A 21,521-nucleotide genomic window follows, 5' to 3' on the forward strand; every position below is an offset into this window, starting at 1 on the left:
CGGCGGGGACCGGTCAGCCGGCGCGTACCGCCGGTGCGCCCGGCCGCGCCGCGAGTCCCGGCCCGGCCCCGGTCCCGCCCGGGTACCCGGCCCTGGCCTTGGCCTCGGTCGCGTACGTGTCGACGTACTCCTGCCCGGACAGCTTCAGGATGGCGTACATGATCTCGTCCGTGACGGCCCGCAGCACCAGCCGCTGGTCGGCCAGTCCGGCGTAGCGGGAGAAGTCCAGCGGCTCGCCGAAGCGGATGGTGATCGGGACGACGCGGGGCAGCCGGCGGCCGGCCGGCTGGGCCTCGAACGTCCCGATCATCGCGCACGGGATCACCGGCGCGCCGGACCGCAGCGCCATCTCCGCCACGCCGGTCCGGCCCTTGTACATCCGGCCGTCGTGCGAACGGGTGCCCTCCGGGTAGATGCCGAGGAGTTCACCGCGGCCGAGCACCCGGAGCCCCGCCTCGACGGCGGCCTGCCCGGCGCCCCGCCCCGAGCGGTCCACCGGGATCTGCCCGCAGCCCCGGAAGAAGGCCGCCGTCAGCCGTCCTTTGACGCCCCGGCCGGTGAAGTACTCCTGCTTGCACAGGAACGTGATCCGACGCTTGACCGTCGCCGGCATCAGGAAGCTGTCGCAGAAGGAGAGATGGTTGCCGGCGATGACGGCCGCGCCCGTTTCCGGCAGGTGCTCCGCCCCCTCGACGCGGGGGCGGAACAGGCACCGCAGCAGCGGCACGAGGACGATGGATTTGAACAAGTAATAGAACATGTAACTGATCCCCTCCCCAGAGTGATCCCCCCGCGTCGGGGGACGGTAGTGCCGCTCCTGGGGCGGGAGGGAGAGGGCCTATTGAGCCATCGTCAGCGGGGCGGCCGCAGGCACCGGATCACGCCATGCCGGGCGCGCCCCCGGCGGTCCCCGGTCATCGGTTCGCCGGTGTCTCGTCGGCGAAGATCTTGGTGACGACGCGCCCGTCCTCGGTCAGGTAGCCGTGCAGCATGCCTTCGCTGCTGTGCGGGGCGTCGAACACGCCGTCGGCGTTCAGCGCGATCACGCCGCCCGTGCCGCCCAGCTTCGGCAGCCGCTCGACCAGCACCTCGTACGCGGCGCGGGCCAGGTCCCGCCCGCCGAACTCGATCAGGTTCGAGAGGGTGACGGTGGCGGCGCCCCGCAGGAACACCTCGCCCGCCCCGGTGGCGCTGGCCGCGACCGTGCTGTTCTTGGCATAGGTGCCCGCCCCGACGACGGGCGAGTCGCCGACCCGGCCGGCCATCTTGTTCGTCAGCCCGCCGGTGGAGGTCGCCGCCGCCAGGTCCCGTTTCCCGTCCACGGCCACCGCGCCCACCGTGCCCTGGGTCAGCGTCTCGCCGGAACCCTCGATCCGGCCCTTGGCCTTGAGCAGTTCCCGCCAGCGCTTCTCGGTCCAGTAGTAGTCCTGGGTCACGGTCGGCAGGCCGCTGCGGGCCGCGAAGTCGTCGGCGCCCTCACCCGCCAGCAGCACGTGCTTGGTCTTCTCCATCACCAAACGCGCCGCCGAGATGGGATTGCGTACGTTGCGGACCCCGGCCACGGCGCCCGCTGCCAGGTCCGAGCCGCGCATGATCGAGGCGTCCAGTTCCTGGCCCGCGTCCTCGTTGAACACCGCGCCCTTGCCCGCGTTGAACAAGGGGTTGTCCTCCAGCCTGCGCACCGCGGCCTCCACGGCCGCCACACTGCTGCCGCCCTTGCCCAGCACCTTCTGCCCGGCGCGCAACGCCTCGGCCAGCCCGTCGCGGTACGCCTTCTCCTGGGCCGGAGTGGTGTCCTCGCGTTTCAGCGCGGTGCCCGCGCCGCCGTGCACGGCGAGGACGACGTGGCGGGCGTCGGGCCGCGGCTCGCCCTTGGCGGCCTGCGCCGCAACGGGCTCCGCCGTGCCGGGGCGCCCCGCGGAGACCGCGCTGCCGGGCACGATCGCCAGCAGCGCGGCCACCGACAGCGCCCCGGCTCCCACACCCATCAGCCGCCGTGTCGAGTTCCTGGTCATGGACTCACTCCCTTGGAAGAGAAGGTCATTCCCCTGGAAAGAGCAGGACTGCCCGCCCCGGGCCGGGGCGGGCAGCCGCGTCAGGCCGTACGGATCGCCGGATCGCTCACGCCCTCGGCGCCGGTCTCCACATGCCCGGCGAACCGGCGCAGAAAGGTTTTGTCCGCGTCGCAGACCACGGTCACGTCGTACCACCGCCGGCTCGCCCGCAGGTCGACGGTGTGCGTCAGCCGCTGCCCCGGCCGCACGGTGAGCTTGCGGGACGCGCCGTCGTACGCGTTGCCGATCGTGAGGGTGTGGGCGCCGTCCCCGGCGTTGGTGAGCGTCAGGACCAGGTTCCCGGTGGCCTTGTCGTGCCGCGCGGTCGCCTCGGGCCCCGCGGTCCTGCCCGGCCCCCGGAAGGTCCGCAGGAATCCGTTCGGCCCGAACACCGAGAGGTCGTACGTGCCCTTCGAGTACACCGTGTTCCAGCTGTCCGAGACCGACTTGCCCCGCTCGGTGGTGTACGTCCACGGGCCGTCGCCGCGGTTCGGCGCCGTGACGTGGAACTGCGCGCCGGCGGCGGCACCGCCGCTGAAGGTCAGCCGGAACTTCCCGGCCGCGACGTCGGCGGCGCCGTCCACGTACGGCGCGTAACGCAGCGGCCGGGTGGGGCGCGAGCCGCGCTCCTGCCGGGGCAGGCTGCCCCGCGCCGGCGGCACGGGGTGGAAGTCGGCAGGCCTGGGTTGCGTCGGCGCGTACCCGCCGGTGTCCGGCAGCGGGCCCGGCCGCCCGGTCCGGCTGAAGTCGAAGGCCGAGGTCAGGTCGCCGCAGACGGTGCGCCGCCACGGTGAGATGTGCGGCTCGGACACGCCGAAGCGGCGCTCCATGAAGCGGATGACCGAGGTGTGGTCGAAGGTCTCCGAGCACACGTACCCGCCGGTACTCCAGGGGGAGACGACGAGCATCGGCACCCGCTGGCCGAGCCCGTACGGCCCGGCCTGGTAACCGCCGCCGCCCTGGTAGTGCTCCCCTTCGGTGGAGACGGTGGACAGGCCCTGGTGCGCGTCGGCCGGCGGGTACGGCGGGACGACATGGTCGAAGAAGCCGTCGTTCTCGTCGTACGTGATGAACAGCGCGGTCCGGCTCCACACCGCCGGGTCGGAGGTCAGCACGTCCAGCACCTTGGCGATGTACCAGGCGCCGTAGTTGGCGGGCCAGCTCGGGTGCTCGGTGTACGCCTCGGGGCAGGCGATCCAGGAGATCTTCGGCAGCCTGCCGTTCTTCACGTCGGCCCGCAGGTCGTCGAGGAGCCGGCCGCCGCCCTTCACGTCCGAGCCCCGGCGGGCCTTCTCGTACAGCGGGTTTCCGGGCTTGGCGTTGCGGAAGCTGTTGAAGTACAGCAGGGAGTTGTCGCCGTAGTTGCCGCGGTAAGGGTCCTTGGTCCAGCCCCAGTGGCCTGCCGCGTCCAGGCCGTCGCCGATGTCCTGGTAGATCTTCCAGGAGACGCCCCCGGCCTCCAGCCGCTCCGGATACGTCGTCCAGCTGTAGCCCTTCTCGTCGTTGCCCAGGACCGGGCCGCTGGGGTCGCCGACGCCCTTGCCGTCGTTGCCCGTGTAGCCGCTCCACAGGTAGTAGCGGTTCGGGTCGGTGGAGCCGATGAAGGAGCAGTGGTACGCGTCGCAGACGGTGAACGCGTCGGCCAGCGCGAAGTGGAACGGGATGTCCTTGCGGGCGAGGTGCGCCATCGTCGTGGCCGTCTTGGCGGGGATCCACTGGTCGTAGCGGCCGTTGTCGAACGCCCGGTGGCTGCCGGCCCAGTCGTGGTTCAAGTCCTCGATGAAGGTCAGGCCGAGGTCGTCGTCCGCGACCTGCGGCCGGAACGGCAGGACCTCCTTGCCCTTGCCGTCCGTCTGGTGCCAGACCGGTTTGCCGCTGGGCAGCGTCACCGGCCGCGGGTCGCCGAAGCCCCGTACGCCGCGCAAGGTGCCGAAGTAGTGGTCGAAGGAGCGGTTCTCCTGCATCAGCACGACGATGTGCTCGACGTCCTCGATGCTGCCGGTGCGGCGGTGCGCGGGGATCGCCGCGGCGCGGGCGATGCTCTCGGACAGCACGGAGAACGCGGCGGCCCCGCCGGAGAGTTGCAGGAACCGCCGCCGGTTGAGTTCGGGCATGGCTGAAATGACCCCTTGGGTGGGAGACAACGGGCGCGTCTGGAGTGTTCCAAGAGGAACGAGGCCGTGGGAAGACGTCGTGACACCGGGGTGAAAGGTCGCAAGACGGGACGTGAACACCCGGAATCCGGTCCTCCGGTCCGATCGGCGCCGGACATACCGGGCCGCCACTGCCCATATCACCCCGCCCCCTTCGCAGCCGGCCGGTTGACGACGCGTCCGGTCGAAACACCGCCGGGCAGCACCCCCTCCTGCGCTCTGGCATATGCCAATTGCATACCGCCCATTTTCCGACGCCGCACGATGGACCGATTTCACCGCCAATGTCACGCAGGACACCGAAGCGGAATCAGGTAATTCCGATCACCAGTTTCGAACGGACCAGCCGCTGAGTAGGGTGTGGCACTGCCGGTGGAACTGGGGGAACAGGGCGTACCGGTCGATTTCGGCATGGCTGAAAATGCGCCGGTGGCCGACCTCACCGGCAGAACGGCAGGAGCGGCAGGGGACATGACCGCTGGGTTATTCGAGGGACAGTACGTGTGGCATCCGGCAGCCGACGACCTCCAGCTCGCGCGGGCATGCGTGGACATACGGGCGGGCCGCTACTTCAGCGCGCGCGAAATCCTGCGGGAGGCGCGCGGGGACCACGGCGTACGGGCCCACCGCTCCCTGGTGCTGGCCTCGGAAGCGGCCGACTCGGACCTGGCGGAGCGCTGGCTGGCCGAGCAGCCGGAGCCGGAAGCGGCCCTGGTGTGGGCGCGGGTGGCGGTCCTGCGGGCGGTCCGCGCGGCCGACGGCGGTGACCGGCGGGCCGAGGCCCTGGGCCGTATCGCGGTGGCCGCCTGCGACCGGGCGGCCGAAGCGGCTCCCGACGACCCCACACCGTGGGCGGCCCGCCTGACCCTGGCGCGTCTGCAACAGCCGCGCGACCCCGCTCCGCAAGGGCTGCTGACCGCGCCGCCCGGCCCTTGGACCCTCTTCTCCCACATCCTGCGGCTCGACCCCTGGAACCGTGAGGGCCACCACCGCTTCCTGTCGTTCTTCTTCCCGCGCTACGGCGGCGAGGCGAACGCCGCCTGGGACGTCGCCGCGTTCCTCAGCCAGCGCGCGCCGGTCTCCTCCCCCCTGCGGCTGCTGCCCCTGGTGGCCCTGGTCGACGGCTACAACCCGGACTCGCTCCTGGCGGAACGCACCTGGGAGCAGCCGCAGTGGAAGGCCACGGCCCTGGGCATCTACCGCAACTGGCTGCCGCACGTCGCCGGTTACCGTTTCACGCCGGTGCTGGACCTGGCCTACCTGGCGCACGCGCTGCACATGGCGCAGTGCTCCTTCGAGGCGCGGGCGGTCTTCACGGCCATGGGCCCGTACGCCTCCCGTATGCCGTGGAGTGTCTTCGGCGACCCGGAGGAGCAGCTGAACAAGGCGAGACGCGCGTGCGGCCTCCCGGTGCCCGATGCCTCCTGACCCGCCGCTCCCCGGTTCCGCGTTCCGCCGCCCGCCCGGCGGGCCGGTGCTCTCCGTACCCCCTTCCCCACCGATGTCACACGTCCCTCCCCCGGCCTGCCGGCGGCCGCCTCCGTGCGTCCCGGCACGCCCCGAAGACAGGTGCCGACACCGCGTATCGACGCTCCGCGCCGATGTCTTCCTGTCCCCACCAGAAAGGTTGCGGTTGTGTCCGATCCCGTGTCCCCCGCCCGTACGAGATCCCGCCGTGCCGCGGAGCCCGTCACCCTCGACGACGACGCGACGCTGCACGCCATGGGCTATCCGCGGAAACTGACCCGGCGGTTCCGCGCGTTCGACAATTTCGCGATCTCTTTCACCATCATCAACATCATTTCCGGGATCTTCTCCTCCTTCGGGTTCGGAATGAACGCCGGCGGGCCGGTGATCCTGGTCTTCGGCTGGATAGCCGTGGCCGCGATGGTGCTGTTCGTCGGCGCCTCGATGGCCGAGATCGCCTCCGCCTACCCGACCAGCGGCGCACTGTACTTCTCCGCCGGGAAGCTGGCCAAGCGGCACCGGGGCGCCTGGTCCTGGTACACGGGCTGGCTGAACTTCGCCGGGCAGGTCGGCGGCACCGCCGCCACCGGCTACGCCGCGGCCACCTTCATCCAGGCGTTCATCGCCATGCAGTGGCCGTCCTACGAGGCCACCCCGCAGCGGGCGGTCCTGATCACCGCGGCGGTCCTGCTGGTCCAGGCGCTCGCCAACACCTTTACGGTGCAGCTGGTCGCGGTGCTGAACCGGATCTCCGTCTGGTGGCTGCTGATCGGCCTGGTGGTCATCGTCGGCGCGCTGATCGCGCTGCCCGCGCACCACCAGTCGCCGTCGTTCGTGACGCACTTCGTCAACAACACCGGGTTCAGCAACGGCCTGTACGGCGCCCTGCTCGGCCTGCTCGTCACCAGCTGGACGTTCACCGGGTTCGACGGCAGCTTCCACATGTCCGAGGAGACGGTGCAGGCCACCGTCAACGCGCCCAGGGGCATCATGCGGGCCATCGGCTACTCCGCGGTGGCCGGCCTGGTCCTCATGCTCGCGCTGGTCTTCGCGATCCGCGACTACGCGGGCGCGGCGAGCGCCGAGGCGCCGCCGGTGCAGATCCTCATCGACGCGCTCGGCGCGGGCACCGCCAAGTTCCTGCTGCTGATCGTGATCGGCGCGATGCTCTTCTGCGGCCTGGCCAACATGACCAGCAACACCCGGCAGATCTTCGCCTTCTCGCGGGACGGCGCGATGCCCGGCTCCCGCTGGTGGCACTCGGTCTCCTCGCGCACCCGTACGCCGGTCAAGGCGGTCTGGCTGGCGGCGGCCTGCTCGCTGGTCCTCGTCATCCCGGGCTGGTGGTCGCACACCGCGTTCACCGCCGTCGTCAGCATCAACGTCGTCGGGCTCTTCCTCGCCTACGCGGTGCCGATCTTCCTGCGGCTGCGGCTGGACACCTTCCGGCCCGGGCCGTGGAACCTGGGGCGGTACGGCAAGCTGGTCGCGGCGGTCGCGGTGGTCTGGATCCTGATCAGCAGCGTGCTGTTCATGCTGCCGCAGGCGTCGCCGATCACCGCTGAATCGTTCAACTACGCGCCGATCGCGCTGGGCGTGGTGCTGATCATCGCTACGGTGTGGTGGTTCGCCACCGCACGGCGGCGCTTCCAGGGACCGGTCAGCTACGGCCGGCCCGACGAGGTGGCCGCGATGGACCTGATCTGACGGCCCGCCACCGCCGTACGGCCGCGAGAACCCACCAGGCCGGCCGTCCCGGGCCCCGGGACGGCCGGCCGACGACCGCTTCGCCCCGCCGTCCCGCACGGCGGCGGGGCCCGACAGCCAAGGACGTGCACCAGGTATGACCTCCCCCGGCGAGTTCCCGCGCCCGCACACCTCCACCGAGGCCGCCACCGACGCCACCACCGGCGCCCCGGCCGCGACGCTCACGGCCGGGCCGGACGTCCCGGCCGGATTCACCGTCCGGCCCGCCACCTCCGACGAGTGGCGCCGGGTGGCCGAGTGGGCCGCCGCCGAGAACTGGAACCCGGGCCTCGGCGACGTGGACTGCTTCCACGCCACCGACCCGGACGGCTTCTTCGTCGGCCACCTGGACGGGCAGCTCGTCTCGTCGGTCTCCGTCGTCGACTACTCCCCGGACTACGCGTTCCTCGGCTACTACCTGGTGCACCCGGACTTCCGTGGCCGCGGGCTGGGGCTGGCCACCTGGCGCGCCGCCGTGCCGCACGCCGGGGACCGGACGATCGGCCTGGACGCGGTCCCGGCCCAGGAGGACACATACCGGCGCTCCGGTTTCAGCACCGCGTACCGGACCACCCGCTACCGGGGCCGCCCCGTGCGCCCCGGCACGCCGGCGGCGCCGGTCGTGCCCGTCACCGCCGACCGCCTCGACGAGATCGCCGCCTACGACCGGCAGTGCTTCCCGGCCGACCGGCGCCCGTTCCTCGCGCGCTGGCTGACGGCCGCGGGACATCACGCGTACGCACAGGTACGGGACGGGCGGGTGGCCGGTTACGGGGTCATCCGGCCGGCCCGGGACGGATACCGCGTCGGGCCGCTGTTCGCCGACACCTCGCGTGGTGCCGAGGCGGTCTTCGACGCCCTCACGTCGCACCTCGGGCCACAGGACGAGGTGCATCTCGACATCCCCGACCCGCACCACAGCGCGAGGTCCCTGGCCCTCTCCCGCGGTCTGGCGCCCGACTCCCACACGATGCGCATGTACACGGGCCCCGTCGCCCCGGTCCGCCCCGAACGCGGTTACGCCGTGACCAGTCTCGAACTGGGCTGACGGGCGGGGCCGCACGGGCCCGATGGCCGCCGGGCCTCGGCGGCCTCGCCCGCACCGAGCGCGAAGCCACGGAGACACCGAACCGCCTGGGGAGAAGCAGCACACCCGTTCCCGGGACTCAAGTCCGCCGAATTGGTGAGGAGTTACCCAACGTCAGTACCCTCGCTACTGAAGGGTGTGACGTGTGTGACGGGTGGGGTTCAGGAGGTTGCGATGGGTGAGGGCGGGGTGGGCGGAGCGGGCGACGACGACGCGGCGGCGTTCGCGCGGCTGGTGGCGCGGTACCGGCCGGAGCTGCACGTGCACTGCTACCGGCTGCTCGGATCGTTCGAGGAGTCCGGTGAGTTGGTGACCGAGACGCTGTCCCGGGCGTGGCGGGAGCGGGAGACCTTCGCCGGGCACGCGGCGTTCCGCACCTGGCTGTACCGCATCGCGACGCACGCGTGCCTGGATCACCTGGCCGCCGCCCCGCGCGCCCCGTTGCCCCGGGAGGTCCGCGGCAACGGTCCGGTTCCGGCGACCGCGCTCCCCTGGCTCCAGCCGTGCCCCGACACGCTGCTGGAACAGGTCTGCGCGCAGGAGACGGGATCGGACGAGGTGGTGGCCGAGGAGACGGTCTCACTGGCGTTCGTGGTGGCGTTGCAACTGATTCCGCCCCGGCAGCGGGCCGTGTTCGTCCTGCGGGAGGTCCTGGGGTGGCCGGCGCGGGAGACGGCCGCAGCGCTGGGGGTCAGCGTCGCGGCGGTGAACAGCGCACTGCAACGGGCCCGGCCGGCCGTCAGGAAACGGCTGCCGGGCACCCATGAGCCGACGGACCCGGAAGATACGGCGGCCCCGAAGACACCGGGCGGCCCGGACACACCGGCGGTCCCGGACACACCGGCGGTCCCGGCTCGCGGTGAGGACGCCGTACTCCGGTTGTACGCCGACGCGTTGGCGCAGGGGGACGCCGCCGCGCTCGCCACCGTACTGCGCGAGGGCGCCAGGACCACTCGCCGTCCCGACCCACCGGACTGCCGCCACCTGCCCACCCGGATGAACCGCCAGCCCGCCGTCGCCCACTACGCCCGCAGGCCGGGCGAACACGTGCACCGTGCCCACGGCCTGGAAGTCCTCCGTATCGAGGGCGGGCACATCACCGAGATCACCGTATTCGCCCCCGGCCTCTTTCCGGCCGTGGGTCTGCCCCTTGCCCTGTGAGGACGCTCGGATGAACACAAGTGACCCCACCGGCCTGCTCGCACGCCTCGACGAGGAGCGCCGGGCGTCCGGGACGCCCGCCCCGCACGGCGCAGTCGTCCGGGAGACCTCGCCGGACGGGACGGAGTGCCGGATCGTGTACGCGCGGTGCACGGCGGAGAACGCCGACGCGGTCATCCGCGCGGAGGCCGGCCGTGCTCGTGCGCGCGGCTACGGACTGGAGTGGAAGCTCTACGGCCATGATGTCCCGGCCGGTATGGCTGATCGGCTGCGTGCCGCCGGCTTCGCGCCCGGTGACGTGGAGAAGGTGCTGATGCTGCCGCTGAGCGGGAGCAAGGTGGCGGCGTTCGCAGCCGCTCCCGGGGACGGGGCGTACGAGATACGCCATGTCCGCGATGCCCGGGGGCTGGACGACGTTGCCGAGATCTCCCGCGACCTGGGCCGCCGCGATGTCGCTGCGGAGCGGCGGCAGTTGGGCCGGATGCTGCGGGACGCGCCCGGCGCGATGAGTGTGCACGTGGCCTACGTGGACGGCGTGCCCGCGGCGTGCGGGCGGGTGCACTTCCGGCCGGGCGGCGTCCTCGCCGAGCTGGCCGGCGGGCGGACCAGACCGGCGTACCGGAAGCGGGGGCTGTTCACCGCGCTGGTCGCGGCGCGGCTGCGGGAGGCGTGCGCCCGCGGGCGCGCCCATGCGTGCGTCGACGCGCTGCCGACGTCCGAGCCGACGCTGGTCAAGCACGGGTTCACCTGTGTGGCGACCACACAGCCGTTCGTGTACGAACCGTAGACGGCGGGAAGAGGGGCGGGCGGTGCTCATGCGGACGCCGACGGCGCGCCCGCCGCGTGCGCCGCGTGGCCGCCGTCCTCCGCGTCCCAGCCCTCGGCGGTGATCCGGGCGAGCAGCGGACCGGCCACGGCGGCGGGCACCGCCAGCCGGACCGTCAGGTCGTCGCACGGCTCGGCGCCGGGGCGCACCTCGGCGTCCTCGGGTCCGACGCCCAGCTCCGCGGTGGCGCGCAGCAGCCGGGACAGCTCCCCGGGGCGGTCGGCGATCCGGACGCGTACGGACGCGGAGCGCGACGGGTGGCCCGGGTGGCCGGCGGACATCTCGTCCAGCCCGGCGATGCCCCGGTCGAGCAGGTCCACGACGGTCCGCAGGCTCTGCGCGCTGCGCCGGCCGGGCGGCCCGGCCAGGTCGTGCAGGGCGGCGAGGAGTTCGGCGAGGTCGGTCTGGAGGTCGGTGAGGACGCCCGCGACGGCCCCGGCGTTGGCCTGGAGGATGTCGCTCCAGAGCCGGGAGTCGCCGCCGGCGATCCGGGTCACGTCGCGCAGTCCCTGGCCGGCCAGCCGCGGCGCCTGCGGCGGGCCGCTGCGCAGCCGGGCCGCCATCAGGCTGGCCACCACGTGCGGTACGTGGGAGGTCAGCGCCACCGCGTCGTCGTGTGCCTTGCTCTGCATCACCAGCGGTACGGCTCCGCAGAGCCCGATCAGGGAGAGCGCGCGGTCGAGCGCCGTGCGCGAGGTCAGCCGGGACGGGGTGAGCACCCAGGCGCGGTCCTGGAAGAGGTCCACACGGGCCGCGAGGGGGCCGGACCGCTCGCGGCCGGCCAGCGGATGGCCGCCGATGTAGCGCGTCGGGTCGGGCGCCCCGGCCAGGACCGCCCGTTCCGGTTCGTGTTTCACGCTGGCCACGTCGGTGTAGGTGCTGGCCAGCCCGCGCGCCTGCTGCTGGGCGAGTACGGCGGCGACCTGGCTGGGCGGGACCGCGATCACGGCCAGGTCGACCGGTTCGGGCGGCGGTCCCGCCGTTCCGGCGCCCAGGGCCGCGGCGGTCCGCGCGGCGGCCTCGTCGCGGTCCTGGAGGTGCACCGTGACGCCCTGCCGGGCCGCGGCCAGCGCGAGCGAGGTGCCGATCAGTCCGGTGCCGACGACGGCCAGGGTGCGGATCACCGGGCACCGCCCGGACGCGGCCCGGCCGGTGCGGCGGGCGGGGTGGCGGCCCCGTCCGCCGCACCCTCCTGGTGGGCCGCGCCGCCGTTGGCGCGGAGCCGTTCGGTGATGAGCGCGGCGAGCCGGTCGAGGCCCTTCTCGATCCGTTCCGGCGTCAGGGTGCTGATGGACAGCCGGAGCTCGCGGCACTGCGCGGACGCGCCGTAGAAGTGGTGCATCGGGGTGAACAGCACGCCGTGCCGGCGGGCCGCGTACTCCAGGAAGTCGTCGGTGACCGTGAACGGCACGCTGAGCACCACGAAGAAGCCGCCGGTCGGCTCGTTCCAGGTGACGCCGGGGCAGTCGGCGAAGCGCCGGGCCAGGCCCGCGAGCACCTGGTCGAGGTTGCGCCGGTACACGGCCGTCTCGCGGCGGTTCGCCTCGACCATGCTGCACCCGTGGCTGAGCAGCTTGCCGCCGATGACCGCCTGCGCGATCGGCGAGGTGTTGACGGTGAGCATGCTCTTGATCTTCGAGAGTTCGTCGGCGAGCATTCCGTCGCCCTGGGCGCCGCCGGTCACCCGCTGGTCGGCCACCACGTACCCGACCCGGGCCCCGGGGACACCGGTCTTGGCGAACGAGCCCAGGTAGACGACCCGGCGGCCGCGGTCCAGGGACTTCAGCGTCGGCGGGCGTTCGGCGGACGTGTGGAAGACGCCGTACGCGTTGTCCTCCAGCAGCAGGAGGTTCTCGCGCTCGGCGATCTCCAGCAGGCGGTGCCGGTCGGCGAGTTCCATGCTCGCGCCGACCGGGTTGGCGAAGTCGGGCGTCACGTAGCAGGCGCGCACCCGGCGGCCCGCCGCCCGCGCGCGGCGCAGCTGGGTGACCAGGTCGTCGAGGTCGATGCCGTGCTCGCCGGTGCGCACGGGCAGGACGGGCATGTCGGCGAGGAGCGCGGCGCCGGTCAGGCCGACGTACGTGGGCCGGGGCGCGAGCACCGCGTCCCGGCTGTCGGCGCGCAGCGCGCGCAGGACGAGGAACATCGCCTCCTGGCAGCCGACCGTGACGACCACGGACCCGTCCACGGCCTCGATGCCCTCGTCCACCGCCAGGCCCCGTGCGATCAGCCCGGCGATGATCCCCTTGGTCTCGCCGTACTGGAACAGGGTCCGCGCGATTTCCGCTTCCGTCATCCGGCGCTCGGTGCCCAGGTGGTCGCAGAAGACCTGGAGGTATTGGTGCACCTGGGATGCGTCATAAAATCCTTCGTACGGCCGCCCGGCCGCGAAAGAGATCGCTTCCGGATATGTGTCCGCGATCTGATTCAGAAGATTCATGGACTCCATCGCGGCATCGGCCAGCGAGGCGTGCAGCGATGCGGTATTCAGCTCGGCGGCGGCGATTTCCGGTTGCATGATTTCCATGGCTGCCTTCTGTCAGTCAGGAAGGGGTCGGCGCGCCGGTCCGTGGCCCGCGCCGCCGGGCCCTCGGCATCCCCAGGGCCGGATCGACAGCAATGGTTGTCCGCGGGGCGTGGCGGGGTCAAGGTGATACGCGGCGGGCGGCCGGGGCGTCAATTCTTGACAGGTGCGACGGCGGTAGCGCCGGTGTAATGTCTGGCAGCACCGTAATTGTTCGCCTTCCGCCTGTCCGGCGGCAGTGGCGAACTCGCTGAAGAGGTCCGCGGATTAGGCCGGTGCCGACCGTCGGCGTGGGTCTACGGCAGGTAATCCGTCCGCTCCGGTAGGCGAGCCGGCTCGATGAGCCATGCCCAGATCAATCCTTCAAACGGGGACTCTCATGACAGTTTCACAGAGCGCAGCGGCAACGGCTGCTGTCAGCGACCTCGCGATCGACCACATCGAGATGTACGTGGAGGACCTGGACGCGGCGGCGTTCACGTGGGTCGACAAGTACGCGTTCACCGTCGTCGGCACCGGCGGCTCCGCCGACCACCGCAGCATCGCCCTGCGGCACGGCACGATCACCCTGGTGCTCACCATGGCCACCTCCGACCGGCACCCGGCGTCGGTCTACGTCGCCGACCACGGCGACGGCGTCGCGGACATCGCGCTGCGCACCGCCGACGTCGAGGGGGCCTTCGCCCGTGCGGTCGCGGGCGGCGCCCGGCCGCTGCACCGGCCGGTCCGCAACGGCGGCCGCGGCGCGGGCGTCACGGCCACCGTCAGCGGCTTCGGCGACGTGGTGCACACCTTCGTGCAGCGCGCCCCGGAGGAGGGCCCGGGGCTGCCGGTCGGCTTCGAGCCGACGCTGAAGTCCGGGCAGCCGGTGCCCAGCGAGGTGGGGCTGCTGGAACTGGACCACATCGCGGTGTGCCTGAACAACGGCGACCTCGCCGGGACCGTCGAGTTCTACCGGCGCGCGCTCGGCTTCCGGGAGATCTTCGAGGAGCACATCGTCGTGGGCGCGCAGGCGATGGACTCCAAGGTCGTCCAGAGCCCCACCGGCCGGGCGACGCTGACCCTCATCGAGCCGGACACCACGGCCGACCCGGGACAGATCGACGACTTCCTCAAGAGCCACCACGGCGCGGGCGTCCAGCACCTGGCGTTCTCCTGTGACGACGCGGTGCACGCGGTCCGCACCCTGGCCGGCCGCGGCGTGGAGTTCCTGAGCACCCCCGGCGCCTACTACGACCTGCTGGGCGCCCGGATCTCGCTCAGCGACCACAGTCTGGAGGACCTGCGGTCCACCAACCTGCTGGCCGACCAGGACCACGGCGGCCAGCTGTTCCAGATCTTCACCGCCTCCGCCCACCCGCGCCGCACGATCTTCTACGAGATCATCGAGCGGCAGGGCGCGGAGACGTTCGGCAGCTCCAACATCAAGGCGCTGTACGAGGCCGTGGAGCTGGAGAAGAAGGGCCAGCGTGTCTGACCCGGCGACCGCCGGCGGCGCGGCGGCGGCACCGCTCCTGACCCTGGAGGACGTGGAGCGGGCCGCCGCCGCGGTGCTGCCCGCCGGAGTGCGGGACTTCATCGCGGGCGGCAGCGGGCGCGAGTGCACCCTCGCCGCCAACCGGGCCGCGTTCGACCGGGTCTTCGTGCGGCCCCGGGTGCTGCGGGACGTGTCGCACTGCTCGACCGGCGCCCGGTTGCTGGGCCGGCCGGTGTCGATGCCGGTGGCGGTCGCCCCGGTGGCCTACCAGGGCCTGGTGCACCCCGAGGGCGAGCTGGCGGCGGCGCGGGCGGCGAAGACCGCGGGCGTGCCGTTCACGGTGAGCACGCTGAGCACCGTGCCGGTGGAGGAGATCACCGCCCTCGGCGGCGACGTCTGGTTCCAGCTGTACTGGCTGCGCGAGCCCGGCCGGGCCCTGGAGCTGGCGCGGCGCGCGGAGGACGCGGGCTGTACGGCGCTGATGCTGACCGTGGACGTCCCGTGGATGGGCCGGCGACTGCGCGACGTGCGCAACGAGTTCACGCTGCCGGAGCAGGTGCGGGCGGTCCATCTCACCGGTGGCGGCGCCTCTGCGGCCCACCGGCGCACCGCCGGTGCCTCGGCGGTGGCCGTGCACACCGGCCAGGAGTTCTCCGCGGCGCTGACCTGGGCACAGGTGGCGGAGCTGCGGGCGAGCACCCGGCTGCCGCTGCTGCTCAAAGGGGTGCTGGCGCCGGAGGACGCGGTGCGCGCCGCGGAGTTCGGCGTCGACGCCGTCGTGGTGTCCAACCATGGAGGTCGTCAGTTGGACAGCGCCCTGCCGAGCGTCGAGGCACTGCCCGAGGTGGCCGAGGCGGTCCGCGGGAGCTGCCGGGTGCTGCTGGACAGCGGGGTCCGCTCCGGTACGGACGTGCTCAAGGCCCTGGCGCTGGGCGCGTCCGGGGTGCTGGTCGGGCGCCCGCCGGTGTGGGGCCTGGCCGTGGCCGGGGAGGACGGCGTGCGCCGGGTGCTCGGTCTGCTGGCCGCCGAACTGGCCGACGCACTGGGGCTGGCGGGCTGTGCCACGGTCGCGGACGCGCGGCGGCTGCGTACCGTACGCGGCGGGACCGCGGCCGGTCCGGACGGCACCGGGCGCCGGGCCGGACCCGCCCGGACGGCCGGGGACCTCACAGGTGGTGACCTGACGAGCGAGGATCTGACCGCCGGCGAGGGAGCCGCCGGGCCGTAGTCCCGGCAGGGGCCTGAACACACGAAAGCTCCTGGTGGCCGAGGTTCCGAAGCATGCGGACCCCGGACCGCCGGGAGCTTTCGCCTTACCGTCACCGGTGGTGGCCCCGGTGGCCCGCTGCGGGGGCCCGGGGGCGCGCGGTCACGTACCGGAGGCGCCGGTCTCCATCTCGTGCACCGCGATGGCGCCCGCCGGGCACCGCAGGGCCGCCGTCCGCACCTTCGCCGCCAGTTCCTCGGGCGGCGCCGCGTCGGTGAGCAGCACCGTGCCGTCCTCCTCCGACTGGTCGAAGACCGCGGGCACCAGCAGCTTGCACATGCCGGAGGCCGCGCAGATCTCCGCGTCCACCCGTACCTCGACCATCGTCCCCTCCTCGTTTCCGGGCGCCGCGCGCCCTGGTCGGGCCGCACCGTCACCAGGCGACCGGCAGGCGCTCCAGGCCGTACGCGATGGAGTTCGTCTTGTGCGGCACGTCGGCGGCGGGCACGGCCAGCCGCAGGTCCGGGAACCGGCGCCACAGGGCCAGGTAGGCGGTGCGCAGTTCCATCCGGCCGAGCGCGGCGCCGATGCAGTGGTGGATGCCGTGCCCGAAGGCGATGTGCGGCAGCGGGTCGCGGTTGACGTCGAGCCGGTCGACGTCGGGGGCGAGCACCGGGTCGCGGTTGGCCATCGGGATCGAGCAGACGACCTCCTCCCCCGCCTTGATCAGCTGCCCGGCCACCACCACGTCCTCGACGGCGGTGCGCGGGGTCGGCGCGTGGGCGACGGACAGGAAGCGGAGCAGTTCGTCCACCACCCGGTCCACGTTGTTCTCGGGGTCCGCCAGCAGCACGGCGAGCTGGTCCGGGTGTTCCAGGAGGGCCAGTACGCCGAGGCTGATCATGCCGGTGACGTTGTCGAGGCCGGCCAGCACCATCAGGCCGCAGATGCCGAGCAGTTCCTCGTCGTCGAAGTTGTCGCCGTGGTCGCGGATGAGCTGGCCGATGAACCCCTCGTCGGGGTCCTTGCGCTGCCGTTTGACCAGCGCGCGCAGGTAGTTGGAGGTGTACGCCTGGGCCGCGGCGCGCTCCTTGCGGCTGCGGTCCTGCTCCAGCTGCCACTGGTGCTTGACCAGGAACTCGCGCCGGTCGTCGCGGGGCACGCCGAGCAGCTCGCACAGGACCGCGCCGGAGATGGGGCTCGCGTACAGCCCGACGAGGTCGGCGGGCGGCCCGTGCCGCTCCATGGCGTCCAGGCAGCGTTCCGCGATCTGTTCGGTCACCGGCTTGAGCCGCTGGATGCGGCGGACCGTGAACTCCGGTGTGAGCATCTTGCGGAGCCGGGTGTGCTCGGGCTGGTCGTAGTCCATGAGGTGGCCGGACATCTCCTGCGGGCGGTGCTTGCTCCCGCCGCGGGTGACCTGGGCGCGGAAACGGCGCTGGTTGCTGAAGCGGACGTGGTCGCCCATCACCTGCCGTACCGCTTCGTAGCCCAGGGCCATCCAGATGGGCTCGGGCGCGGCGCCGGGCGCCGGGGCCACCTCCTCCCGGATGAGGGCGCCCTCGGCGCGCTGCCGGCGGATGTCGTCCGACGGGCCGAAGCCCGCCCGGCGGGCGTGGTCGAACTGATGCTGGGACTCGTCCGGCATTGCTGCGTCTCCTCCTACCATTCGACGGGCAAGGATTCCAAGGCGTACTGACGGGACCGGGCGGGCCGGAAGCGGACGTGCTCGTGCGGTACGGCCAGCCGCAGGTCCGGGAAGCGGCGCAGCAGCGCCGGGAAGGCGATGCGCAGTTCCATCCGGGCCAGCGGGGCGCCGAGGCAGTGGTGGATGCCGTGCCCGAAGGCCATGTGCGCGGCCGGCTCGCGGGTGATGTCGAAGCGGTCGGCGGGCTCGCCGGCGGCCGGCACGCGGTTGGCGGCCAGCAGCGAACAGGCCACGCTCTCCCCGGCCTTGATCACCTGGCCGCCGATGGTCACGTCCTCCAGCGCGGTGCGGGGCGAGGCGGTGTGGATGACCGTCAGGTACCGCAGCACCTCCTCCACCGCGCGGTCGGTCAGCTCCGGGTTCTCGCGCCACAGGGCGAGCTGTTCGGGGTGCTCCAGGAGCAGCAGGGTGCCCAGTCCCAGGATGCTGGCGACCTGTTCGAAGCCGGCCGCCATCACCGTCGCGCCGATGCCCGCCAGCTCTGCGTCGGAGACGGCCGCGCCCTGTTCGCGGACCAGGCTGCCGAGCATGTCGTCGCCGGGGGCGCGGCGGCGCCGCTCGGCGAGCTGGCCCATGTACGCCCAGTACGCCTTCCCGGCGGCCAGCTGCTGTTCCTGGCTGCGGCCCACGTCCCGGGTGATGTCCAGGTAGCGCGCCAGTTCCGTCTGGTCGTCCCGGGGGACCCCGAGCAGCTCGCAGCTGGCCAGGCCCGGGATCGGCCAGGCGAAGTACCGTACGAGGTCGGCCGGCCGCCCGACGCGCTCCATGGTGTCCAGGCAGTCCTGGACGATCTCCTCGATGCGGGGCTCCAGCCGGCGCATCTTGCGGACCGTGTACTCCGGCGTCAGCAGCTTGCGCAGCCGGGTGTGGTCGGGCGGGTCGTACTGGAGGAGGTTGCCGGCCTGGACCAGGCTCTGGGCGTCCTCCTCGCTGTCGGCGGGCGGGCGGGTGCTGAACCGGTCCGCGTCGGCGAGCACCGCCCGCACCTCGGCGTGACCGGTGGCCACCCAGCCCACCTGCCGGGAGGGACCGATGGTCACATCGGTCTCGACCAGCGGAGTCTCCCTGGCCATCCGGACGAGTTCGGGAACCGGGTCGAAGCGGTCCCGTCGGTAGTGCGCGGGAATCTCGGGTGTCTCGGGCATCCGCTGATCCTCTTCTTCGTCGTCGTCACCCACTGCCGGTGCCGGCGGGGAGCCAGAACATGCCGTCCGGCGACGACACCAGCCCGCCGGGCAGCAGCGGCGTCTCGGGCTCGGCGTCCGCGCCGAGCAGCGCGCGCATCTGCACCTGGGAGCCCTCCCGCGTCACCTGGCCGACCACCGAGGACTTGAACAGCGGCAGCATGCTGCCGTCCTCGCTGTGCGCCATCTGGTCCACCGCGCCGGCGAACTCCGCGGAGTCCGCCCGCAGGCGCTCCGCCATGGCTTCGGCGTCGGTCAGCGCCGCCTCGCCCGAGGAGACCCCGCCGACCAGGTCGACGAACGCCTCGATCTCGGAGCGCTGGTGGTGCGTGACCTTCTTGGCCCGCCAGAAGTAGGACTGCTCGCTGTGGTGCATCTCGTAGAACGAGAGCAGGAACTCGTAGAAGACGCTGTACTCCCGCCGGTAGCGCGCCTCGAACTCCCGCAGCGCCGCGGCTTCGTCCACCAGTCCCGCCAGGACACTGTTGATGCTACGCGCCGCGAGCAGTCCGCTGTAGGTGGCCAGGTGCACGCCCGAGGAGAAGACCGGGTCCACAAAGCACGCCGCGTCGCCCACCAGCAGCATCCCGGGCCGGGAGAACGTCGTCTGGTGGTACGAGTAGTCCTTGCGCACCCGCAGCTGCCCGTACTGGCCGGTGGTCACCCGCCGGGCGTCCGCCAGGTACTCGCTGATCAGCGGGCACTCCGCGATCAGCGACAGCAGGGCCTGCTCCTGGTCGCCCCGGATCTTCTCCGCCATCTCCCGGCGCACCACCGCGCCGACGCTGGTCAGGGTGGGGCTCAGGGGGATGTACCAGAACCAGCCGCTGTCGAACGCCACCGAGAGGATGTTGCCGGAGTTGGGCTCCGGGAGCCGCTTGCCGCCCTCGAAGTAGCCGAACAGGGCCAGGCTGCGGAAGAATTCAGAGTACTTGCGCTGCCCGCCGACGCGCTGGAACAGCCGGCTCCGGTTGCCCGACGCGTCCACCACGAACGTGCCGTGCGCCTCGCGTTCGGCCCCGTCGGCGTCGGTGTAGCGCACGCCCCGGACCCGTTCCGCATCCGCGATCACGTCCGCGACCGCGCAGCCTTCGCGTACCTCCGCGCCGCAGCGGCCCGCGTGGCGCAGCAGGATCTCGTCGAACTTCGAACGCTCCACCTGGTACGCGAAGGACGTCGGGCCCGCCATGTTCTCGGAGACCGAGAACGAGAACGTCCAGGGCTCCGGTGTCGCGCCCCACCGGAAGGTGCCGCCCCGTTTGCGGGTGAATCCCGCCGCCGCCAGGTCGTCCGCCACCCCGGTCAGCCGGCACACCCCGTGCACGGTCGACGGCAGCAGCGACTCGCCTATCTGGTAGCGGGGGAAGAATTCCTTCTCCAGTATCAGCACGCGATGTCCCTGCCGCGCGACGAGCGCGCCGAGCGTCGAGCCAGCGGGGCCACCGCCGACGATCACCACGTCGTATGGCTCCGGGTTCGCCGGGTTCCCTGCGTTCGCTGAATTCGCCACGGCCCTCTCCCCCATTCTCGGCGGAATGCATCCGGCATGTGCGCACGGATTCGGCGTCCGCCTGCTATTCGATTGTTAATTTTCGCTGAGAACCCGTCAAGGAAGACGCTTTGACAGTGGAGCCGGGTGTAGTCAGCCGCCCGGTCAAGGACAGCAACGGGCCGGTCATGAAGGTGGTGATCAGAGCCATCAGCACCAGGACGGTGAACATTTCCGGGCCGATGATCCCGGCCTCCAGACCCACGTTCAGCACGATCAGTTCCGTCAGTCCGCGGGTGTTGACCAGCGCGGCCACCAGCGCGGACGGCTGCCGGCCGAGCCGGCACAGGCGCGCCGCCGCGTACGCCGGGGCGATCTTGCCGACGGTGGCGACGGCCACGATGAGCGCCAGCAGCAGGACGGCGTCGCCGTCCAGCGACCCGATGTTGAACGACAGGCCGGTGGTGACGAAGAACAGCGGCAGCAGCAGGCCGGCGCTCTGCTCCATGGGGCGCAGCACGTCGGCGTCCGGTACGCCGTCCCGGCGGGGCATCGTCAGGCCGGCCAGCAGCCCGCCGAAGACCGGGTGCAGGCCCAGCGACGCGGTGACCCAGGCGCTGCCCAGCGCGAGGGCCAGCGCGATGGTGACCTGGTTGGCCAGCAGTGCCCGGGACCGGCGCAGCCACCAGCCGAGCACCGGGCGCACGACGAGGAACATGGCGGCCACGAACGCGGTGATGAGCAGCAGCGTCAGCGCCCAGTGCCGGCCCGGCGCGTGGCCGGTGCCGACGAGGGCGGCGGCCAGCACCAGCCATGCGGCCACGTCCATGAATCCGGCGGCGGTGGTCGCCACCGTGCCGGCCGAGGTGCCCGCGAGGCCGCGCTCGCGGATGATGGCGACGAGCACCGGCAGCGCCGTGATGGACACCGCCACCACCATGAACAGCAGGAACGACTGGCCGCTCGCGCGCCGCGGATCGACCGACGAGAAGGCGCCGGGCAGCAACTGCACCGCTCCGGCGGCGAGTCCGGCCGGTGTCAGCAGCGCGCACAGCGCGACCACGGCCGCGGTCCGGCCGCCCCGGCGCAGCTGCCGCGCGTCGATCTCGTAGCCCGCCACGAACATGAAGAGCACGATGGCGACCTGGGACAGCACCGACAGGAAGGGCAGCACGTCCTTCGGGAACAGGTGCGCGGTCGGATCGCCGGGGAGCCGGCCCAGGAGGGTCGGCCCCAGGGCGATGCCCGCCACGATCTGGCCGATGACGACCGGCTGGCCGCACCGGCGGGCCGCAGCGCCCAGCAGCCAGGACACCACGACGATCAGCGCCACATCGCCGATGACCACGGTCACCACTGCGTCGGTGTTCACTTCGCACCTCCCCCACGAGGGCGGCCGGTGTCCCGGCCGCCCTCTTCATGGCTTCCCCCGTGGCGG

The 21,521-nt window shown here is 72.5% G+C and carries 17 protein-coding genes; 7 read left to right on the top strand and 10 right to left on the bottom strand.

The annotated features are described in order from the left end of the window. Positions 1–13 precede the first annotated feature (13 nt). The 3 genes from ACH4FX_RS21725 to ACH4FX_RS21735 all read right to left on the bottom strand — a co-directional run bounded on the left by ACH4FX_RS21725 (position 14) and on the right by ACH4FX_RS21735 (position 4,168). Positions 14–760, bottom strand: a complete 747-nt coding sequence (locus ACH4FX_RS21725) for a lysophospholipid acyltransferase family protein (protein ID WP_398481288.1) — start codon at positions 758–760, stop codon at positions 14–16. Between the two features lie 154 nt (positions 761–914). After that, positions 915–2,015, bottom strand: coding sequence for an isoaspartyl peptidase/L-asparaginase family protein (locus ACH4FX_RS21730; RefSeq protein ID WP_398481290.1), 1,101 nt, complete (start codon positions 2,013–2,015; stop codon positions 915–917). A gap of 80 nt (positions 2,016–2,095) precedes the next feature. After that, entirely contained in the window at positions 2,096–4,168 is a 2,073-nt protein-coding gene (locus ACH4FX_RS21735; protein WP_398481292.1) for a phosphocholine-specific phospholipase C, read from the bottom strand. Between the two features lie 510 nt (positions 4,169–4,678). Here ACH4FX_RS21735 and ACH4FX_RS21740 point away from each other — a divergent pair. The 5 genes from ACH4FX_RS21740 (at position 4,679) to ACH4FX_RS21760 (ending at position 10,455) form a co-directional block, all read left to right on the top strand. Then, positions 4,679–5,635, top strand: coding sequence for a hypothetical protein (locus ACH4FX_RS21740; protein ID WP_398481294.1), 957 nt, complete (start codon positions 4,679–4,681; stop codon positions 5,633–5,635). 294 nt (positions 5,636–5,929) lie between these two features. Then, positions 5,930–7,381, top strand: coding sequence for an amino acid permease (locus ACH4FX_RS21745; protein WP_398481638.1), 1,452 nt, complete (start codon positions 5,930–5,932; stop codon positions 7,379–7,381). 136 nt (positions 7,382–7,517) lie between these two features. Further along, positions 7,518–8,468 (top strand): GNAT family N-acetyltransferase, encoded by a 951-nt coding sequence (locus tag ACH4FX_RS21750; protein WP_398481295.1) that lies wholly within the window; start codon positions 7,518–7,520, stop codon positions 8,466–8,468. A gap of 213 nt (positions 8,469–8,681) precedes the next feature. Further along, positions 8,682–9,668: an RNA polymerase subunit sigma-70 gene (locus tag ACH4FX_RS21755; protein WP_398481297.1), complete on the top strand. Its 987-nt coding sequence runs from the start codon at positions 8,682–8,684 to the stop codon at positions 9,666–9,668. A 10-nt stretch (positions 9,669–9,678) separates the two neighbouring features. Further along, positions 9,679–10,455: a GNAT family N-acetyltransferase gene (locus tag ACH4FX_RS21760; protein WP_398481299.1), complete on the top strand. Its 777-nt coding sequence runs from the start codon at positions 9,679–9,681 to the stop codon at positions 10,453–10,455. Positions 10,456–10,481: 26 nt separating this feature from the next. Here the strand turns inward: ACH4FX_RS21760 and ACH4FX_RS21765 are convergent, their stop codons facing one another. Then, a complete protein-coding gene (locus ACH4FX_RS21765; protein WP_398481301.1) occupies positions 10,482–11,618 on the bottom strand; it encodes a prephenate dehydrogenase in 1,137 nt (378 codons plus the stop codon). Continuing rightward, positions 11,615–13,021 (bottom strand): PLP-dependent aminotransferase family protein, encoded by a 1,407-nt coding sequence (locus tag ACH4FX_RS21770; protein WP_398481303.1) that lies wholly within the window; start codon positions 13,019–13,021, stop codon positions 11,615–11,617. Before ACH4FX_RS21770 ends, ACH4FX_RS21765 begins: the two co-directional genes overlap by 4 nt. A 376-nt stretch (positions 13,022–13,397) precedes the next feature. Here ACH4FX_RS21770 and hppD point away from each other — a divergent pair, with 376 nt between their 5' ends. Both hppD and ACH4FX_RS21780 read left to right on the top strand, forming a co-directional pair. Next, positions 13,398–14,495, top strand: a complete 1,098-nt coding sequence (hppD, locus tag ACH4FX_RS21775) for a 4-hydroxyphenylpyruvate dioxygenase (protein ID WP_398481305.1) — start codon at positions 13,398–13,400, stop codon at positions 14,493–14,495. Continuing rightward, a complete protein-coding gene (locus ACH4FX_RS21780) occupies positions 14,488–15,723 on the top strand; it encodes an alpha-hydroxy acid oxidase (RefSeq protein ID WP_398481307.1) in 1,236 nt (411 codons plus the stop codon). The genes hppD and ACH4FX_RS21780 overlap by 8 nt, the downstream gene beginning before the upstream one ends. 141 nt (positions 15,724–15,864) lie before the next feature. Here the strand turns inward: ACH4FX_RS21780 and ACH4FX_RS21785 are convergent, their stop codons facing one another. Genes ACH4FX_RS21785 through ACH4FX_RS21805 form a run of 5 tightly spaced genes read right to left on the bottom strand, consistent with a single transcriptional unit; the run spans position 15,865 to position 21,455 of the window. Beyond that, positions 15,865–16,086 (bottom strand): ferredoxin, encoded by a 222-nt coding sequence (locus ACH4FX_RS21785; protein ID WP_398481309.1) that lies wholly within the window; start codon positions 16,084–16,086, stop codon positions 15,865–15,867. Between the two features lie 49 nt (positions 16,087–16,135). After that, positions 16,136–17,350 (bottom strand): cytochrome P450, encoded by a 1,215-nt coding sequence (locus tag ACH4FX_RS21790; RefSeq protein WP_398481311.1) that lies wholly within the window; start codon positions 17,348–17,350, stop codon positions 16,136–16,138. A 14-nt stretch (positions 17,351–17,364) separates the two neighbouring features. Continuing rightward, complete coding sequence (locus tag ACH4FX_RS21795) at positions 17,365–18,555, bottom strand: cytochrome P450 (protein ID WP_398481313.1); 1,191 nt, start codon at positions 18,553–18,555, stop codon at positions 17,365–17,367. Between the two features lie 25 nt (positions 18,556–18,580). Next, entirely contained in the window at positions 18,581–20,119 is a 1,539-nt protein-coding gene (locus ACH4FX_RS21800; protein ID WP_398481315.1) for a tryptophan 7-halogenase, read from the bottom strand. A gap of 49 nt (positions 20,120–20,168) precedes the next feature. Beyond that, positions 20,169–21,455 (bottom strand): cation:proton antiporter, encoded by a 1,287-nt coding sequence (locus ACH4FX_RS21805; RefSeq protein WP_398481317.1) that lies wholly within the window; start codon positions 21,453–21,455, stop codon positions 20,169–20,171. Positions 21,456–21,521 lie beyond the last annotated feature (66 nt).

The sequence above is a fragment of the Streptomyces sp. NPDC018019 genome (assembly GCF_044327805.1).
Lineage (GTDB): Bacteria > Actinomycetota > Actinomycetes > Streptomycetales > Streptomycetaceae > Streptomyces.

Coding starts and splice junctions, on each gene's coding strand:
- ACH4FX_RS21725 (WP_398481288.1), bottom strand. CDS start 760: ATGTTCTATTACTTGTTCAAATCCATCGTCCTCGTGCCGCTGCTGCGG.
- hppD (WP_398481305.1), top strand. CDS start 13,398: ATGACAGTTTCACAGAGCGCAGCGGCAACGGCTGCTGTCAGCGACCTC.
- ACH4FX_RS21795 (WP_398481313.1), bottom strand. CDS start 18,555: ATGCCCGAGACACCCGAGATTCCCGCGCACTACCGACGGGACCGCTTC.
- ACH4FX_RS21800 (WP_398481315.1), bottom strand. CDS start 20,119: ATGGGGGAGAGGGCCGTGGCGAATTCAGCGAACGCAGGGAACCCGGCG.
- ACH4FX_RS21735 (WP_398481292.1), bottom strand. CDS start 4,168: ATGCCCGAACTCAACCGGCGGCGGTTCCTGCAACTCTCCGGCGGGGCC.
- ACH4FX_RS21730 (WP_398481290.1), bottom strand. CDS start 2,015: ATGACCAGGAACTCGACACGGCGGCTGATGGGTGTGGGAGCCGGGGCG.
- ACH4FX_RS21750 (WP_398481295.1), top strand. CDS start 7,518: ATGACCTCCCCCGGCGAGTTCCCGCGCCCGCACACCTCCACCGAGGCC.
- ACH4FX_RS21790 (WP_398481311.1), bottom strand. CDS start 17,350: ATGCCGGACGAGTCCCAGCATCAGTTCGACCACGCCCGCCGGGCGGGC.
- ACH4FX_RS21760 (WP_398481299.1), top strand. CDS start 9,679: ATGAACACAAGTGACCCCACCGGCCTGCTCGCACGCCTCGACGAGGAG.
- ACH4FX_RS21785 (WP_398481309.1), bottom strand. CDS start 16,086: ATGGTCGAGGTACGGGTGGACGCGGAGATCTGCGCGGCCTCCGGCATG.
- ACH4FX_RS21745 (WP_398481638.1), top strand. CDS start 5,930: ATGGGCTATCCGCGGAAACTGACCCGGCGGTTCCGCGCGTTCGACAAT.
- ACH4FX_RS21755 (WP_398481297.1), top strand. CDS start 8,682: ATGGGTGAGGGCGGGGTGGGCGGAGCGGGCGACGACGACGCGGCGGCG.
- ACH4FX_RS21740 (WP_398481294.1), top strand. CDS start 4,679: ATGACCGCTGGGTTATTCGAGGGACAGTACGTGTGGCATCCGGCAGCC.
- ACH4FX_RS21770 (WP_398481303.1), bottom strand. CDS start 13,021: ATGGAAATCATGCAACCGGAAATCGCCGCCGCCGAGCTGAATACCGCA.